This is a genomic window from Oryzobacter terrae (genome assembly GCF_042756445.1).
Taxonomy (GTDB): domain Bacteria; phylum Actinomycetota; class Actinomycetes; order Actinomycetales; family Dermatophilaceae; genus Oryzobacter; species Oryzobacter terrae.
In genome coordinates, this window is record NZ_CP170578.1 from 532,657 (window position 1) to 549,676 (window position 17,020).

Below are 17,020 nucleotides of genomic sequence, written 5' to 3' on the forward strand. Positions count from 1 at the left end.
GCTCAGCCCTGCCGCCACGGGAGGCCGGCGTTCTTCCACCCGGCGACGGTGCGGTGGCCCTGGGCGTCGTGCGGTCCCTCGAAACCCTCGAGGACGTTGTACGCGGGGCCGATCCCGGCCTCGGTGAGCGCGGTGGCGGCGGCCACGGAGCGGACGCCCGAGCGGCAGATGAGGTAGACCGGCCGGCCCTCCGTGTGGCCGGCGGCGCGGACCTCGTCGACGAAGCGCTCGTTGACCCGCCCGTCGGGGAAGGTCGACCACTCGACGAAGGCCACCCGGTGGCCGGAGTCGGAGAGGTCGGGGACGCCGACGTAGGTCCACTCGGCGCGGGTCCGGACGTCGACGAGGAGGGCGCCCCCCTCGGACGCGGCGGCGAAGGCCTCCGCGGGCGTGACGTCTCCTGCGTAGCTCATGCGTTTCAGCCTAGGCGGACCCCCGAGCGCCGCGCGGGCCCGTCTCAGGTGCGGTTGGTGAAGGCCACCGAGACCCGGCCGTCGGCCCAGACCTCCACCCCGGCGAGCGACCCCGCGGCGACGGCGAGCCGGTCGCTGCGGCCGGCCGGGACGCCGAGGAGGTGGGCGAGGACGGCGCGCACCGCGTCGGCGGCGCAGACGACGACCGTCGTGCCGCCGCGGGCGACGACCCGGTCCCACGCCTCGACGAGGTCACCGTCCTCGTCCCAGGCGGCGTCGACGACCGCCTCGGTACCCAGCGCCGCACCGACCTCGGCGGCGGTCTCGACCGCGGCGTCGTCGGCCGCCGTGAGGAGGCAGCGGGGGGCGCTGCCGAGGAGGTGGGCGACCGCGGCGGCCGCGGTGCGGCTGCCCTCGCCCGGGGCACGCGCCACGAGGACGACGCGGACCGGGGTGCCCGGCAGGGTCGGGACCGAGCCGCACGCGTCCGCCGGTGCGGTTGCGGCCGTCTGCGCGGCGGCATCCTCCCGGTCGAGGCGACGGTCGACGGTCTGCCCGTCCATCGCGACGTTCGACAGGGCGTCGGCGTCCTTGTTCTCCTCACGGGGGATCCACGTGTAGGTCACCGAGCCGCCGGCGGCGCTGATGTCGGCCGAGACGTCGCGGGCCTGCAGCGCCAGGCGGCGCATGTCCTCGTGCTTGATCTTCCAGCGGCCCGACATCTGCTCGACGACGAGCTTGGAGTCCATCCGCACGAGGACGTCGGCGGTGGGGTCGATGGCCAGCGCGGCCTCGAGACCGGCGATGAGCCCGCGGTACTCGGCGACGTTGTTCGAGGCCGTCCCCAGCGGCTCGGCCCGCTCGGCGAGCAGGGCTCCCGTGTCGGTGTCGCGGACGAGCGCGCCGTACCCGGCGATGCCGGGGTTGCCGCGCGACCCGCCGTCGGCCTCGACGGTGAGCCGGCGGCTCACAGCCCGGACTCGGGGGTGCGCACGAGGATGCGGCGGCACTCCTCGCAGCGCAGCACCTCGTCCTCGGGGGCGTTGCGGATCCGCTGGATGTCGGTCGAGTTGAGCTCGAGCTGGCAGCCGCCGCACCGGCGCTGGCGCAGCGCCGCGGCACCGGTCCCGCCGGAGGACGCGCGGATCTTCTCGTAGAGGGTCACGAGGTCCTCGCCGACCTCGGCGACGACCTCCGGCCGCGGCAGGCCGACGCGGGCCGCCTCCTCGTCGAGCGTCGCGAGCGCCTTGTCGCGGTCGGTCTCGAGCGCGGAGATCCGCGCCGTCAGCTCGCCGCGACCGCGCTCGAGCTCGCCGACGTCGGACTCGGCGGCCTCGGCCCGCTCCATGACCTCGAGCTCGATGTCCTCGAGCTCGGACTGGCGCCGGGCGAGGGAGGTCAGCTCGTGCTGGATCGCCTGGAGGTCCTTCGCGGTCCCGGTACCGGCGTCGAGCCGGGCCTGGTCGCGGGCGGCGCGGTCGCGGACGAGCTGGACGTCGGACTCGGCCTTGGCGACCTCGCGCTGGACGTCGTCGAGCTCGGTGCGCGAGCGGACGAGCTGGTCGTCGATGAGGCGGGCCTTGCCCTCGAGGTCCGCGAGCTCGGCGAGCTGGGGCAGGTGCGCGCGCGCGTGGACGATCTGGTCGAGGCGCGTGTCGATGGCCTGGAGGTCGAGCAGCCGCAGCTGGCGCGTGGGCTCGGCGTTCACGGGGCTCCTCCGGGGTCGGCACCGACGACGAAGGTCCAGGGGTCGGTGCGCACTGTGCTGATGTGGGTCTCCACCCTAGCGGCGCGATCCCCGAGCCCTTCGAGCAGCGCCCGCTCGGCCCGGGCCAGCCAGACCTGCTCGCTGGCCCAGTGGCCGGCGTCGACGAGGTAGGGCGTGCCGCCGCGGGCCTCCTCGCGCGCCTCGAGGACCGGGTGGTGGCGCAGGTCGGCCGTGACGTAGACGTCGGCTCCGCTGGTCCGGACGGCGTCGAGGAGGTCGTCGCCGGCGCCTCCGAGGACGGCGACGCGCCGGACGAGCCCGTCCGGCGGGCCGGAGACCCTCAGGCCACCGGCGGCGCGGGGCAGCCGGTCGGCGAGGGCCTCGACGAAGGCCCGCAGCGACACCGCCTCGGGGAGGTCGCCCACCCGGCCGACGGGCTGGTCCTCCTCGACGGCGAGCGGGGTCGTCGTCGTGAGGCCGGCGGCGTCGGCCAGGGCCTCGCTCACGCCCTCGCGCGCGACGTCGGCGTTGGTGTGCGCCACGTAGAGGGCGACGTCGCCGACGACGAGGTGGGTGACCGTGGCGCCCTTCGCCGTCGTCGTCGCGACGGCGTGGACGCCCCGCAGCAGCAGGGGGTGGTGGGTGAGGAGGAGTTCGGCGCCGAGGTCGCGCGCCTCCTCGACGACCGCGAGGGTCGGGTCGACGGCGAGGTGGATGCGCCGCACCGCCTGGCCCGGGTCGCCAGTGACGAGCCCGACCCGGTCCCACGACTGGGCGGTGGACGGCGGGTAGAGGCGCTCGACGACCTCGAGGACCTCGCGCAGGGTCAGGTCGTCGCTCATGTGGGCCCGGCCGGGATCGAACCGACGACCGACGCGGTGTAAACGCGGCGCTCTACCAGCTGAGCTACAGGCCCTTCGGCGAGCCCCCGCACCGGGGTGGGGCGGCTCGGCCAGCGGCCATTGTGGCAGGTGCCCGCGGGTGCGCCGGCCAGGACGCGGGTCTCGTCGCGGGTCCGGACGCGGGTCGGGTCGCCGGTCAGGACAGGGCGGCGACCTGCGAGGGCAGCTCGGAGAAGTCGCGCTTCTCCCCCGGGCCGTTGACGAGGGTCCAGCGCACGACCCGGTCGCGGTCGACGAGGAAGGTGCCGCGCACCGGGGCGCCGGTGGCGCGGTTGAGGACGCCGAACGCCTCGGTGACCGCGCCGTGGGGCCAGTGGTCGGAGAGCAGCGGGAAGAAGTAGCCCTGGATGTCGGCCCACGCCCGCAGCGAGAACATCGGGTCGGTCGAGACGCAGACGACCTGGAGGTCGTCGGAGACGAACCGTTCGAGGTGGTCGCGGATCTCGTCGAGCTCGCCCGTGCAGATGCCCGAGAAGGCGAAGGGGTAGAAGACCACGACGACGTTCTTCTCCGCCGTCAGCCCCGCGAGCGAGACCTCGACGCCGTTCTGGTCACGCAGCGTGAAGTCGGGCGCCACCTCTCCGACGGCGAGGGGGGTGAGGGAGGACGCGGTCATGGCGACCATCCTGCCAGCCGCCGGGGTGCCTCAGCGTCGGGCCTTGGCCTTGGGTGCGACGAGCTTGTGGGCCCGCCACTCGCTCGAGGGGTTGAACGTGCCGGCGGCGTGCAGCCCGGCGGTGACCGCCGCCTCGTCGATGTCGCTGGCCTCGACCTCCTCGCCCGTCGCCTTCGGCGTGAGGAGGACGACGAAGCCGCCGTCCTCGAGGACCCCGACCATGTCGACGAGGGCGTCGCCGAGGTCGCCGTCGCCCTCGCGCCACCAGAGCAGCACGGCGTCGGCCGCACCGGTGTAGTCCTCGTCCTCCACCTCGGCCCCGCAGACGTCCTCGACCGCGAAGCGGAAGTCGTCGTCGACGTCGGTGTCGTAACCGAACTCCTGGACCACCTGGTCCCGGGCGAACCCGAGACGCTGGGCGACTCCGGAGCCGGACGACCCGGGGTCGACCGGGGGCGGCACGGCGTTGTTCACGTGGTCACTGCCTCTCGTTCTCAAGGGGTTCCTGCGGTGGGTGGGTCAAGTTGACCAACCCGGACGGGTCGTCTGCAAGGGAACCACCGATGTCGCGCCGACGGCGACGTGCGTCACGGGCCCGTGCCCCCACCTGGGCGAGGAAGCCCTCGGCGTCGGCGAGGTCGAGGTGGGCCAGGTCCGGGGAGACGGGCCCCGGGGCCGGGACGACGTGGACCGAGGCGACGCCGAGCCGCGCCTCGAGCCAGCCCTGGCGCAGGGTCACCGACTGGATGCGCGCGTGGGGCACGGCGACGGCACTGCGGCTCCACCGCCCGGAGCGCAGCAGGACCGCGGCAGCCTCGAGGCGCCAGGCGTTGCGTCGCCAGGTGAAGGGGTCGAGGCGCCGGGTCCGGGTGGAGACGGGGTTCCAGCCCGGCTCGTGGTCCTCGCCGTGGGCCCCGGAGAACCAGCCGTCAGGGGTCACCTGGGGGGCGACGACGTCGAGGACGGCGACGGCCTCGGGGAAGGTGCCGACGGGGAGCACGACGGTCTCCTTCTGGCCCTCGCCCTCGCCCCCGGAGCCGACGCCGGCGACGTTGACGCGGATCCGCCACCAGCCGAAGGGGCGCCACCACAGCGGCTGCATCAGCTCGACGGCCTGCACCCGGTGGATGGGGATCGTCGTCGTCCGCAGGTCGGTGAGCCCCTCCTGGACGCGGACGCCGGTCCCGGTGTCGGCGACCCGGAAGTTGCCGTGGACGAGGAGCTCCTTGACCCGGTTCATCCCGATGGCGAAGGCCGCCGGCACGAGCGCGGGAAGGCTGACGAGCGTCACCGCACCGAAGCGCTCGATGCCGGCCCCGAGCAGGGCCACGACGGCGAGCGCCCCGAGGACGATCGTCGACCCGTGGAGGATCGTCGCGACGAAGAGGCGGCCGTTGGGGACGGCGAGGACGGGTCGGCCGTCGCGGCCGGCCGGGGCAGCCGCGACGGGGCCGGCAGCGGCGGGGCGGACGGGGTCGGAGCCGGGCGCCACGTCGGCCGCGTGGTGGTCGTCCTCGTCGCTGTGGCCGGCGAGGACGAGCAGCTCGTCGCGCAGGTCCTCGGCGCGGGCGAGGGGCAGGAAGGCGAGGGTCAGCTGCGAGTCGGAGCCGCCGGCGGACTGGACGACGACCTGGGCCAGCCCGAGGAGGCGCGCGAGGATCGGGCGCGAGAGCTCGACGGCCTGGACGCGCTCGAACGGGACCTGGCGGTGCTGCCGGAACAGCACCCCGGAGCGCAGCTCGACCTGGTGGGGCGCGACGCGGAACCGGGTGAAGCGCCACGCGACCCAGCTGACGAGGCCGACGACCGCCAGGAGGAGGACGCCGAGCCCCAGCGCGATGAACGGGTGGCTGACGAGGGCCTCCCCCGCCTCGCCGGAGTCGTCGGGGTCCGAGCCGGTCACCCAGCCCAGGCCCCAGCCCGAGAGGATGCGGTCGCCGATCTGGGACAGCGCGTAGCCGAGGATCGCGATGAGCACGACGCCCCCGCGCAGCAGCGGCGACAGCGGGTGCATCCGCTGCCAGTCGCCGTCCGCCCCCCGAGCCTCCTCGACGCCCTCGGGGGGTGCCCCGACCGGATCGCTCACAGACCCGCCCGCTGGGCCTCGCCGCGCGCCGAGAGCCGCGTGCGCAGCGCCTCGGCCTCGTCGACGGGCAGGCCCGGGATCGAGCCGCCGCTCTCGGGCGAGGCGGTGTGGATCTCGCACGTCGCGATGCCGCGGGCGCGGGCCAGCGGGCCCGACTGGATGTCGACGTACTGGAGGCGGCCGTACGGGACGCTGACGAGCGAGCGGAACAGGCGCCCCTTGCGGATGACGATCTCCTCGTCGAGCTCGACCCACGACACGGCCGAGACCTGGCGCCTGATGACCCACGTGCCCCACAGCCCGACGGCGAGGAGGACGAGGAGCCCGAGGAGGACCCATCGCGTCACGAGCAACCCGACGACGAGGCAGGCGACGGCGAAGGGGGCGAGGGTCACGGCGAGGACGACGAGGCGCACCGTGGCCAGCGCCGGGGAGACCGGCCGCCACGGCAGGTCTCCCCCGCGCAGCGTCACGACGGGGGTCCCACCGGAGGTCGGCACGGGTGCGGCGGGCCCGGGGGCGGTGTCGGCCATGACCCCATCCTGCCCGAGGCCGACCCGGCGGTCGTCGGCACCGGTGACCGTGGCGTCCTCGTGTGTTTGGATGACGCGCATGGGCCGGGTCACGACACGGGTGCGCCGCACCCGCTGGGACGTCGGCTCCGGCGCGCAGGTCGAGCGTCCCGACACCATCGCCGTCGAGGAGCCGCTCGAGGTCCGTGTGGGGCCCGACCCGCTGACGACGACGATGCGCACCCCCGGCGACGACTTCGACCTCGCCATCGGCCACCTGCTCACCGAGGGGCTCCTCCACGCCGCCGACGAGGTGTCGACCCTCATGCACTGCACCGACGTCGACGAGGACGGCTCGCCGACGTTCAACGTCGTCGAGGTGACCCTCGCCCCGGGCGCGGCGCTGCACCGCGCCCCGCGCGAGCGGACCGAGTCGATGACGAGCGCCTGCGGCGTGTGCGGCTCGGCGTCGGTCGACGAGGTGCGGACCCGCTCGCGCTTCGCGGTCGCCGACGACGGGGTCGTCATCGACGCCGGTGTCGTCGCGGCCCTGCCCGACGCCCTGCGCGCGCGGCAGCCCGTGTTCGACCGCACGGGCGGGGTCCACGCCGCAGGCCTGGCGACGGCCGACGGGGAGCTCCTCGCCGTGCGCGAGGACGTGGGCCGGCACAACGCGGTGGACAAGGTCATCGGGGCCGTCGCCCGCGGCCGCGAGCTGCCCTTCACGGCAACGGTTCTCGTCGTCAGCGCCCGGGCGAGCTTCGAGATCGTCCAGAAGGCGGCCATGGCCGGGGTGCCGGCGGTGGTCGCCGTGGGCGCGCCCAGCTCGCTCGCGGTCGAGCTCGCGACCGAGGCCGGCATCACCCTCGTCGCCTTCACCCGGCCGCCGCGCTTCTCGGTCTACAGCCGCCCGGACCGCCTCTCCTGAGGGCTCGTCCCCGCATACCGGTCAGTAGCGTGAACCGGATTGGGCACCCGGCGCTCTCTGGGTGAAGGATGGGAGCGAGACGCGCCCCCACCGGCGCGACCGTCACTGTCGAAAGGACGAGCGCGTGGCCTCCCGCGAAGACGTCGGTCCCATCCTCAACGGCATCCCCACTCACCTGCCGGACATCGACCCGGCCGAGACGCAGGAGTGGCTCGACAGCCTCGACGCCGTCATCGACGGGCCCGGACGGATGCGGGCGCGCTACCTCATGCTGCGCCTGCTCGAGCGCTCCCGCGCGATGCAGGTCGGCGTCCCCTCGCTGACCACGACCGACTACGTCAACACGATCAGTCCCGAGCAGGAGCCGTGGTTCCCGGGCGACGAGGACGTCGAGCGCCGCTTCCGCGCGTACCTGCGCTGGAACGCCGCGATGATCGTCCACCGCGCCCAGCGCCCCGGCATCGGCGTCGGCGGCCACATCTCCACGTACGCCTCCGCGGCCACGCTCTACGAGGTCGGCTTCAACCACTTCTTCCGCGGCAAGGACCACCCCGGCGGTGGCGACCAGGTCTTCTTCCAGGGCCACGCCTCCCCCGGCATGTACGCCCGCGCCTTCCTCGAGGGCCGGATCAGCGAGGACCGCCTCGACGGCTTCCGCCAGGAGAAGTCGCACCTCGTCGACGGCTCGCCCCTCGCCCTCCCCAGCTACCCCCACCCGCGCCTGATGAACGACTTCTGGGAGTTCCCCACGGTCTCCATGGGCATCGGGCCCATGAACGCGATCTACCAGGCGCAGTTCAACAAGTACCTCCACAACCGCGGCCTCAAGGACACGAGCGACCAGCACGTGTGGGCCTACCTCGGCGACGGCGAGATGGACGAGCCCGAGTCGCGCGGGCTGCTCCAGCTCGCGGCGCAGGAGGAGCTCGACAACCTCACCTTCGTCGTCAACTGCAACCTCCAGCGGCTCGACGGCCCGGTGCGCGGCAACGGCAAGATCATCCAGGAGCTCGAGGCCTTCTTCCGCGGCGCCGGCTGGAACGTCATCAAGGTCGTGTGGGGCCGCGGCTGGGACCCGCTGCTCGCCGCCGACGGCGACGGCGCCCTCACGCACCTCATGAACTCCACGTCCGACGGCGACTACCAGACCTTCCGCGCCAACGACGGCAGGTACGTCCGCGACCACTTCTTCGACCGCGACCCGCGCACCCGCAAGATGGTCGCCGACTGGTCCGACGACGACATCTGGTGGAAGCTCAAGCGCGGCGGCCACGACTACCGCAAGGTCTACGCGGCGTACAAGGGCGCGCTCGAGCACACCGGCCAGCCGACGGTCATCCTCGCCAAGACGATCAAGGGCTACGGCCTGGGGCAGAGCTTCGCCGGGCGCAACGCGACGCACCAGATGAAGAAGTTCACCCTCGACGACCTCAAGAAGTTCCGGGACAGCCTCAACATCCCGATCACCGACGAGCAGCTCGAGAAGGACCCCTACAACGCGCCGTACTACCACCCGGGCCCCGACGACGACGTCATCAAGTACGCCCTCGAGCGCCGGGCCAAGCTCGGCGGCGGGGTCCCCGAGCGGCGGGTCGACCACGGCACCGTGCACCTGCCCGACGACTCGGCCTACGCCCAGGTGAAGAAGGGCTCGGGCAAGCAGGCCGTCGCGTCGACGATGGCGTTCGTCCGGCTGCTCAAGGACCTCATGCGCGACAAGGAGTTCGGCAAGCGGATCGTGCCGATCATCCCCGACGAGGCCCGCACCTTCGGGATGGACAGCTTCTTCTCGACGATCAAGATCTACAACCCGCACGGGCAGAACTACACCCCGGTCGACGCCGAGCTGATGCTCGCGTACCGCGAGGCCAAGGACGGCCAGATCCTCCACCTCGGCATCAACGAGGCGGGCTCGATGGCCGCGTTCACCGCCGTCGGCTCGAGCTACGCCACGCACGGCGAGCCGATGATCCCGCTCTACATCTTCTACTCGATGTTCGGCTTCCAGCGCACCGGTGACTCCATCTGGGCCGCCGCCGACCAGATGACGCGCGGCTTCCTCATCGGGGCCACCGCGGGTCGCACGACGCTCACCGGTGAGGGCCTCCAGCACGCCGACGGCCACTCCCCGCTCCTGGCGTCGACGAACCCCGCTGTCGTGCACTACGACCCGGCGTTCTCCTTCGAGATCGCGCACATCATGCAGGACGGCCTGCACCGGATGTACGGCACCGACGACTCGCTGACGAACGAGCAGCGCAACGTCATCTACTACCTCACGGTCTACAACGAGCCCATGGTCCAGCCGGCCGAGCCCGAGAACGTCGACCGGGAGGGGCTGCTCAAGGGTCTCTACCTCTACGCCGAGGGCTCCACCGACGGCCTGGCCGACGACGCCCCGCGGGTGCAGCTGCTCGCGTCGGGTGTCGGGATGCCGTGGGCGCTCGAGGCGCAGGAGCTGCTGCGCAACGACTGGCACGTCGTCGCCGACGTGTGGTCGGTGACGTCGTGGAACGAGCTTCGGCGTGACGGTCTGCGCTGCGACGAGGCCGCGTTCCTCGAGCCCGAGGCCGAGGCACCGGTCCCGTGGGTCACCCAGAAGCTGCGCGACCGCAAGGGCCCCGTCATCGCGGTGTCCGACTACATGCGCGCCGTCCAGGACCAGATCCGCCAGTGGGTCCCGGGCGACTTCACCTCCCTCGGCGCCGACGGGTTCGGCTTCTCCGACACCCGTCCCGCCGCGCGTCGCTTCTTCCACATCGACGGGCCGTCGATGGCGGTGCGCGCCCTCCAGGCCCTCGCCGCCCGCGGTGAGGTCGAGCGGTCGGTGCCGCTCGAGGCCGCTCGCCGCTACCGGCTCTCCGACGTCACCGCCGGCTCCTCGGGCAACGAGGGCGGCGACAGCTGATGCTGCTCGCGTTCTCCATCGCACCGGCGACCTCGGCCGAGGGTGGGTCCTACGCCGAGGCCGTCGCCGGTGCGGTGCGGGTGGTCCGCGAGTCGGGCCTGCCGAACGAGACGACGTCGATGTTCACGACGCTCGAGGGAGAGTGGGACGAGGTGATGGCCGTCCTCAAGGAGTGCGTCGACACGATGACCGACGCCGGCGCCGACCGCGTCTCCCTCGTCGTCAAGGCCGACGTCCGGCCGGGTCACACCGGGATGCTCGAGGGCAAGGTCCAGCGCGTCGAGGACGTCCTCGCCGCCGACTGACCGACCCCACACCCGCCACGGCTTTCCCGGCCGGGTCGATTGGTACTTATGCAGGACTCCGTATACTCTTGCATCGTGTCCAAGGTCCTCACGTCCCTGCCCGTCGGCGAGCGCGTCGGCATCGCCTTCTCCGGGGGTCTCGACACCTCCGTCGCCGTCGCGTGGATGCGCGAGAAGGGCGCCGTGCCCTGCACGTACACGGCCGACCTCGGCCAGTACGACGAGCCCGAGATCGACACGGTGCCGACCCGCGCCGGGCAGTACGGCGCCGAGGTCGCCCGCCTCGTCGACTGCCGCAGCGCCCTCGTCGAGGAGGGCCTGTCGGCCCTGGCCTGCGGCGCCTTCCACATCCGCAGCGGCACGAAGACGTACTTCAACACCACTCCCCTGGGCCGCGCCGTCACCGGCACGCTGCTCGTGCGGGCCATGCACGCCGACCAGGTCGAGATCTGGGGCGACGGCTCGACGTTCAAGGGCAACGACATCGAGCGGTTCTACCGCTACGGCCTCCTCGCCAACCCCAACCTGCGGATCTACAAGCCGTGGCTCGACGCCGAGTTCGTCGCCGAGCTGGGCGGCCGCCACGAGATGAGCGCCTGGCTCACCGAGCGCGACCTGCCGTACCGGTCGAGCCAGGAGAAGGCGTACTCCACCGACGCGAACATCTGGGGCGCGACCCACGAGGCGAAGACCCTCGAGCACCTCGACGAGTCGATGGAGGTCGTCGAGCCGATCATGGGCGTGAAGTTCTGGGACCCCGCGGTCGCCATCGAGACCGAGGACGTCACGGTCGCCTTCGTCCAGGGCCGCCCGGTGGCCGTCAACGGCGTGCAGCTCGACCCCGTCGCCCTCGTCGACGAGGTGAACCGGGTCGGCGGCCGCCACGGGCTCGGCATGTCCGACCAGATCGAGAACCGGATCATCGAGGCCAAGTCGCGCGGCATCTACGAGGCCCCCGGGATGGCGCTGCTCCACATCGCCTACGAGCGCCTCCTCAACGCGGTCCACAACGAGGACACCCTGGCCAACTACCACGCCGAGGGGCGCCGCCTCGGCCGCCTCCTCTACGAGGGCCGCTGGCTCGACCCCCAGAGCCTGATGCTGCGCGAGTCCCTCCAGCGCTGGGTCGCCTCCGCCGTCACCGGCCAGGTCACCCTGCGGCTGCGACGCGGCGACGACTACTCCCTCGTCGACACCCGGGGTGAGAACTTCAGCTACCACCCCGACAAGCTCTCGATGGAGCGCGTCGAGGACGCGGCGTTCGGCCCCGTGGACCGCATCGGACAGCTGACGATGCGCAACCTCGACATCGCCGACAGCCGCGCCAAGCTCGAGCTCTACGCCGCGCAGGGCCAGCTGAGCCGCGGGCACGTCGAGCTCGTCGGCGAGCTCGAGCCCGGGGGCGCCGCCCAGATCACGGCGAACCCGCTCGCGGGCTCGGGCGACGACGCCCTCGACCGGGCCGCGATGGAGTCCGGCACCGACTGAGGTCGCGCTCCACCCCGAGAACCCGCTCTTCCCCCCGGTTCGTTTCCGGGGGGAAGCGCCGGTTTTCGGGGTTCCCCCGAAAAGGCGCGACGCGTGGGACGGCGATCTGGTTGTCCGGGCCGCACAAATAGACTCGGCGGCATGAGTGCCGAGCGCAGGGCCCCGTCCGAGGCCACGCGGGCCCGGGTGGCCCGGGCCGCGGGCGACCTCGGCGCGGCCGCGGTCCAGCAGATGGAGGCCGACCACGCCTGGTACCGCGGGCTGTCGGCCGAGAACCGCTCGTGGGTGGGGCTCGTCGCGCAGGCGGGCATCAGCAGCTTCCTCGACTGGTTCGGCGGCGACCAGCAGCACGCCGCCGTCACCGCCGACGTGTTCGGCACGGCCCCTCGTGAGCTGACCCGCTCGATCAGCCTCGCCCAGACCCTCGACCTCCTGCGCACCGTCATCGGCGTCGTCGAGCGCGAGATCGCCGACCTCGCCGCTCCGGGCGAGGGTGACCTCGCCCTCGAGGCGGTCCTGCGCTACAGCCGCGAGGTCGCCTTCTCCGCCGCGGAGGTCTACGCCCAGGCGGCCGAGGCCCGTGGCGCGTGGGACGCCCGCCTCGAGTCGCTCGTCGTCGACGCCGTCATCCGCGGCGAGGCCGACGACTCGATGCAGTCGCGCGCCGCCGCCCTCGGGTGGGGCGCCGTCACGCGCGTCGTCGTCGTCGTCGGCTCCACGCCGGTCGGCGCCGCCCCCGCGCCCGTCGTGACCGACCTCCACCGTGCGGCACGGCGGGCCGGGGCCGAGCTGCTCGTCGCCATCCACGGACCGAGGATCATCTGCATCGGCGGAGGCGTCACCGACGCGCACGCCCTCGCGACGGCGCTCGACCCGCACCTCGGTGACGGCCCGCTCGTCATCGGTCCGACGGTCCCCCACCTCTTCGCGGCCGGCCGCAGCGCCCGCGCGGCGATCTCCGGCCACACGGCCGCGCCCGCCTGGCCCGCCGCCCCGCGCCCGGTGCACTCCGACGACCTGTTCGCCGAGCGGGCCCTCATCGGCGACCTCCCCGCGAGGGGCGCGCTCGTCGCCCGCGTCGTCCAGCCGCTCCTCGACAGCCCCGGCGGCACGCTGCTCGAGACGGCGGCCGCGTGGCTCGACGGCGACGCGGGCGTCGAGGGCACGGCGCGCACGCTCATCGTCCACCCGAACACCGTGCGCTACCGCCTCGCCGGCATCACCAAGGCGATCGGCTACGACCTCACCGACGCCCACGACGCCCAGACCGTCCGCACGGCCCTCGCCCTCCACCGCCTCGGTCCCGTGGCGCGCGCCACACCACGGCAGTGAACCGTGCTCGGTTTGGAGGAACCCTCCAAACCCGTGGCCCGAGGTTCGTCCCCACTCGTCACGGTTCGGTCACGGTGACCGCGTCAGGCTGGACCCGTGATCGTCATCGTCTGCCCCGGCCAGGGCTCCCAGACCCCGGGCTTCCTCAGCCCGTGGCTCGAGCTCCCCGGCCTGCGTGAGCACCTGACCGAGCTCTCCGACGCCGCGGGGGTCGACCTCGTGGCCCACGGCACGGTGTCCGACGAGGACACCATCAAGGACACCGCCGTCGCCCAGCCGCTGCTCGTCGGTGCCGGGCTCCTCGCCCTGCGCGCCCTCGGCAGCACGGCCGGGGTCGGCGCCCTCGCGGGCCACTCGGTCGGAGAGATCACCGCCGCCGCGGCGGCCGGCGTGCTGCGCGAGGACGACGCGATGCGCCTCGTCGCGCTGCGCGGGAGGGCCATGGCCGAGGCGAGCGCCGCCACCCCCACCGGGATGAGCGCCGTCCTCGGCGGCGACCCCGACGACGTCCTCGCGACGATCGAGCGGCACGGCCTGACACCGGCCAACGTCAACGGCGCCGGCCAGGTCGTCGCCGCGGGCGCACGGCCCGCCCTGGCGGCCCTCGCCGAGGACCCTCCGGCGAAGGCCCGCGTCATCCCGCTCAAGGTCGCCGGCGCGTTCCACACCCACTACATGTCCCCCGCCGTCGACGCGCTGTCGGCCGCCGCGGCCGACCACGACGTCTCCGACCCGGGTGTCACGCTCGTCTCCAACCGCGACGGGGCCACCGTCGCCGACGGCCGCGAGGCCCTCGACCGGATCGTCGCCCAGGTCTCCAACCCGGTGCGCTGGGACCTGTGCATGGAGCGGTTCGCCACCCTCGGGGCCACCGCGATCATCGAGCTGCCGCCCGCCGGGACCCTCGTCGGCCTCGCGAAGCGCGCCCTCAAGGGGGTCGAGCTGCTCGCCGTCAGGACCCCCGACGACCTCGACGCCGCCCGCACCCTCATCGAGGAGCACTCCGCATGACCGTGACGTCCAAGGGCCACGCCGCCTCACTCCGGTCCGCGACCGGCGAGCAGCACGCCCGCATCCTCGGCATCGGCGGGTACCGGCCGAAGCGGATCGTGCCCAACTCCGAGATCGTCGACCGGATCGACTCCTCCGACGAGTGGATCCGCGAGCGCTCGGGCATCATCGAGCGCCGCTGGGCCGGCGACGGCGAGTCGGTCATCGACATGTCCGTCTTCGCGGCCACCCCGGCGATGGAGATGGCCGGCGTCGAGGCGGCCGACCTCGACGCCGTCGTCCTCGCCACCGTCAGCTGGCCCTACCAGACCCCCGCCGCCGCGCCCCTGGTCGCGGAGGCCCTGGGGAGCAAGGCGGCCGCCTTCGACATCTCCGCGGCGTGCGCGGGCTACTGCCACGGGCTCGCCCTGGCCTCCGACATGGTCCGCGGCGGCTCGGCGCGCCACGTCCTCGTCGTCGGGGTCGAGCGGCTCTCGGACTTCACCAGCCGCGACGACCGCGGCACCGCCTTCATCTTCGGCGACGGCGCCGGCGCGGCCGTCGTCGGCCCGTCCGGCACCCCGGGCATCGGGCCGACCGTCTGGGGCTCCGACGGCGCCCAGTGGCGGGCGATCTCGCAGACCGAGAGCTGGATCGACGTCCACGAGCAGAAGCTCGACTGGCCGCACATCGGGATGGCCGGACAGACGGTCTTCCGGTGGGCCGTGTGGGGCATGGCCCCGGTCGCCCAGCGCGCCCTCGACGCGGCCGGCGTCACCGTCGACCAGCTCGACGCCTTCATCCCGCACCAGGCCAACGTGCGGATCATCGACGCCATGGCCAAGCAGCTGAAGATGCCCGAGGGCATCGCCATCGCCCGCGACATCGCCTACACGGGCAACACCTCGGCCGCCTCGGTCCCCCTCGCGATGGAGCGCATGGTGCGCAAGGGCGAGATCCCGAGCGGCGGCCTCGCCCTCCAGATCGGCTTCGGCGCGGGCCTGTCCTTCGCCGCCCAGGTCGTCGTCATCCCCTGACTCCCGTGGGCCCACGGGTCACCCGGGCCAGCAGCACCCGCAACAGTCACCACCGCACGAGTCACCACCGCAAGAGTCCCCGAGAAGATCGAAGGAGCAGCACACCATGGCACTGTCTGAGCAGGAGATCCTCGCCGGCCTCGCCGAGATCGTGAACGAGGAGACCGGCCTCGACCCGGCCGAGGTCCAGTCCGACAAGTCGTTCACCGACGACCTCGACATCGACTCCCTCTCGATGATGACGATCGTCGTCAACGCCGAGGAGAAGTTCGGCACGCGCATCCCCGACGACGAGGTCAAGAACCTCACCACCGTCGGCGACGCCGTGAGCTTCATCGCGAACAACCAGGGCTGAGCAGCCGCTCGTCCCGCCCCCTCCCCACCCGGCCCGCCCGGGCCTAGGGTCGAGGAGGGGGCGGACCGCCCCACCCAGCACGTGCATGTCCACGTCCCACAAGGAGCAGCAGGACCCATGAGCGATCGACGCGTCGTCGTGACCGGCCTCGGTGCCACCACGCCCCTCGGCGGCACCATCGCAGAGACCTGGGAGGGCATCCTCGCGGGACGCTCGGGCGCCAAGCCCCTGCCCGCGGACTGGGTGGAGAAGTACGAGATGCCGGTGCACTTCGCCTGCACCATCGCCCAGGACCCCCTCGAGGTCCTCACCAAGGTGCAGGTGCGCCGGATGGACCCGAGCGCCCAGTACGCCGTCATCGCCGCGCAGTCGGCGATGGAGGACGCCGGCTCCCCCGATGTCGACCCCGAGCGGCTCGGCGTCGCCATCGGCACCGGCATCGGCGGGGTGTGGACCCTCCTCGACCAGTGGGACATCCTGCGCGAGAAGGGCCTGCGCCGGGTCTTCCCGCTCGCCGTCCCGATGCTGATGCCCAACACGTCCGCGGGCAACGTCTCGCTGCTCCTCGGCGCCCGCGCCGGCGCCCACACCACCGTCTCGGCCTGCGCGTCGGGTGCCGAGTCGATGGGCACCGGCTACGACATGATCCGCACCGGCCGCGCCGACCTGGTCGTCGCCGGCGGCACCGAGGCCGCGACCCACCCCATCTGCTTCGCCGGCTTCGCCCAGATGCAGGCGCTCTCGACCCGCAACGACGACATCGCCGCCGCCTCGCGCCCCTACGACACCGGTCGCGACGGCTTCGTCATGGGTGAGGGCGCCGCCGTCATGGTCCTCGAGGAGTACGAGCACGCGAAGGCCCGCGGCGCCCGGATCTACGCCGAGTTCGCCTCGATCGGCATGTCCGCCGACGCCCACCACATCACCGCCCCCGAGCCCGAGGGAGCGGGCGCGTCGCGCGCCATGCGCGAGGCCGTCGAGCGAGCCGGGCTCACCGACGCCGACATCTGCCACGTCAACGCGCACGCGACGTCGACGCCGGTCGGCGACGTCGCCGAGGCCAACGCCATCCGCCGGGCCTTCGGGGCGGCGGCCGACGGCATGGCCGTCTCCGCGACGAAGTCGATGACCGGCCACCTCCTCGGTGCCGCGGGCGCCCTCGAGGGACTGCTCACCGTGCTCTCGGTCCACCACCGGCTCGCCCCGGCGGCCATCAACATCGACGACTTCGACAGCAAGATCGACCTCGACGTCGTCCGCGGCGAGCACCGCACGCTGCCCGACGGCGACATCGCGGCCCTGAACAACTCGTTCGGGTTCGGCGGGCACAACGTCGCGCTCGTCATCACGAGCGTCTGACCGACGGCCGAGGTCGCCTCAGCCGTTCGGACCGACCCCCGCGAACCCCGTGCTCGGGTCCGGTGGGCACGGTTACCGTTC

17 protein-coding genes and 1 tRNA gene are annotated in these 17,020 nt (G+C 73.2%); 9 read left to right on the plus strand and 9 right to left on the minus strand.

Going from position 1 to position 17,020, the window contains the following annotated elements; translation table 11 throughout:
• Positions 1-2 precede the first annotated feature (2 nt).
• The 9 genes from ACFWN3_RS02550 to ACFWN3_RS02590 form a co-directional block, all read right to left on the minus strand.
• Positions 3-413, minus strand: coding sequence for a rhodanese-like domain-containing protein (locus ACFWN3_RS02550; RefSeq protein ID WP_377643134.1), 411 nt, complete (start codon positions 411-413; stop codon positions 3-5).
• Positions 414-457: 44 nt separating this feature from the next.
• Positions 458-1,384 carry a reverse transcriptase-like protein gene (locus tag ACFWN3_RS02555; RefSeq protein WP_377643136.1) on the minus strand — a complete coding sequence of 309 codons (927 nt, stop codon included), beginning with the start codon at positions 1,382-1,384 and terminating at the stop codon, positions 458-460.
• Positions 1,381-2,121 (minus strand): zinc ribbon domain-containing protein, encoded by a 741-nt coding sequence (locus tag ACFWN3_RS02560; RefSeq protein ID WP_377643139.1) that lies wholly within the window; start codon positions 2,119-2,121, stop codon positions 1,381-1,383. The genes ACFWN3_RS02555 and ACFWN3_RS02560 overlap by 4 nt, the downstream gene beginning before the upstream one ends.
• Complete coding sequence (locus tag ACFWN3_RS02565) at positions 2,118-2,963, minus strand: Nif3-like dinuclear metal center hexameric protein (RefSeq protein ID WP_377643142.1); 846 nt, start codon at positions 2,961-2,963, stop codon at positions 2,118-2,120. Before ACFWN3_RS02565 ends, ACFWN3_RS02560 begins: the two co-directional genes overlap by 4 nt.
• Before the next feature lies 1 nt (position 2,964).
• A tRNA-Val gene (locus ACFWN3_RS02570) sits at positions 2,965-3,037 on the minus strand.
• Between the two features lie 122 nt (positions 3,038-3,159).
• On the minus strand, positions 3,160-3,639 hold the full coding sequence (locus ACFWN3_RS02575) for a peroxiredoxin (RefSeq protein ID WP_377643145.1): 480 nt from the start codon (positions 3,637-3,639) through the stop codon (positions 3,160-3,162).
• 30 nt (positions 3,640-3,669) lie between these two features.
• Positions 3,670-4,113 carry a DUF3052 domain-containing protein gene (locus ACFWN3_RS02580; RefSeq protein WP_377643147.1) on the minus strand — a complete coding sequence of 148 codons (444 nt, stop codon included), beginning with the start codon at positions 4,111-4,113 and terminating at the stop codon, positions 3,670-3,672.
• A gap of 4 nt (positions 4,114-4,117) precedes the next feature.
• Positions 4,118-5,725: a PH domain-containing protein gene (locus tag ACFWN3_RS02585; RefSeq protein WP_377643148.1), complete on the minus strand. Its 1,608-nt coding sequence runs from the start codon at positions 5,723-5,725 to the stop codon at positions 4,118-4,120.
• A complete protein-coding gene (locus tag ACFWN3_RS02590) occupies positions 5,722-6,258 on the minus strand; it encodes a PH domain-containing protein (protein ID WP_377643151.1) in 537 nt (178 codons plus the stop codon). The genes ACFWN3_RS02585 and ACFWN3_RS02590 overlap by 4 nt, the downstream gene beginning before the upstream one ends.
• Before the next feature lie 79 nt (positions 6,259-6,337).
• Here ACFWN3_RS02590 and fdhD point away from each other — a divergent pair, with 79 nt between their 5' ends.
• From fdhD to fabF, 9 genes are all read left to right on the plus strand, one after another.
• The gene (fdhD, locus tag ACFWN3_RS02595; RefSeq protein ID WP_377643152.1) at positions 6,338-7,165 is read left to right on the plus strand and encodes a formate dehydrogenase accessory sulfurtransferase FdhD; all 828 of its coding nucleotides are present in this window, start codon (positions 6,338-6,340) and stop codon (positions 7,163-7,165) included.
• A 124-nt stretch (positions 7,166-7,289) separates the two neighbouring features.
• Positions 7,290-10,073: a pyruvate dehydrogenase (acetyl-transferring), homodimeric type gene (gene aceE, locus ACFWN3_RS02600; RefSeq protein ID WP_377643155.1), complete on the plus strand. Its 2,784-nt coding sequence runs from the start codon at positions 7,290-7,292 to the stop codon at positions 10,071-10,073.
• On the plus strand, positions 10,073-10,378 hold the full coding sequence (locus ACFWN3_RS02605) for an MTH1187 family thiamine-binding protein (RefSeq protein ID WP_377643157.1): 306 nt from the start codon (positions 10,073-10,075) through the stop codon (positions 10,376-10,378). The genes aceE and ACFWN3_RS02605 overlap by 1 nt, the downstream gene beginning before the upstream one ends.
• 75 nt (positions 10,379-10,453) lie before the next feature.
• On the plus strand, positions 10,454-11,866 hold the full coding sequence (argG, locus tag ACFWN3_RS02610; RefSeq protein WP_377643158.1) for an argininosuccinate synthase: 1,413 nt from the start codon (positions 10,454-10,456) through the stop codon (positions 11,864-11,866).
• A gap of 141 nt (positions 11,867-12,007) precedes the next feature.
• On the plus strand, positions 12,008-13,198 hold the full coding sequence (locus ACFWN3_RS02615; RefSeq protein ID WP_377643160.1) for a PucR family transcriptional regulator: 1,191 nt from the start codon (positions 12,008-12,010) through the stop codon (positions 13,196-13,198).
• 96 nt (positions 13,199-13,294) lie between these two features.
• Positions 13,295-14,209 carry an ACP S-malonyltransferase gene (locus tag ACFWN3_RS02620; protein WP_377643162.1) on the plus strand — a complete coding sequence of 305 codons (915 nt, stop codon included), beginning with the start codon at positions 13,295-13,297 and terminating at the stop codon, positions 14,207-14,209.
• Positions 14,206-15,225, plus strand: coding sequence for a beta-ketoacyl-ACP synthase III (locus ACFWN3_RS02625; RefSeq protein ID WP_377643163.1), 1,020 nt, complete (start codon positions 14,206-14,208; stop codon positions 15,223-15,225). The genes ACFWN3_RS02620 and ACFWN3_RS02625 overlap by 4 nt, the downstream gene beginning before the upstream one ends.
• A gap of 106 nt (positions 15,226-15,331) precedes the next feature.
• Positions 15,332-15,580: an acyl carrier protein gene (locus ACFWN3_RS02630; RefSeq protein ID WP_377643165.1), complete on the plus strand. Its 249-nt coding sequence runs from the start codon at positions 15,332-15,334 to the stop codon at positions 15,578-15,580.
• A gap of 117 nt (positions 15,581-15,697) precedes the next feature.
• The gene (gene fabF, locus ACFWN3_RS02635; protein WP_377643167.1) at positions 15,698-16,939 is read left to right on the plus strand and encodes a beta-ketoacyl-ACP synthase II; all 1,242 of its coding nucleotides are present in this window, start codon (positions 15,698-15,700) and stop codon (positions 16,937-16,939) included.
• Positions 16,940-17,020 lie beyond the last annotated feature (81 nt).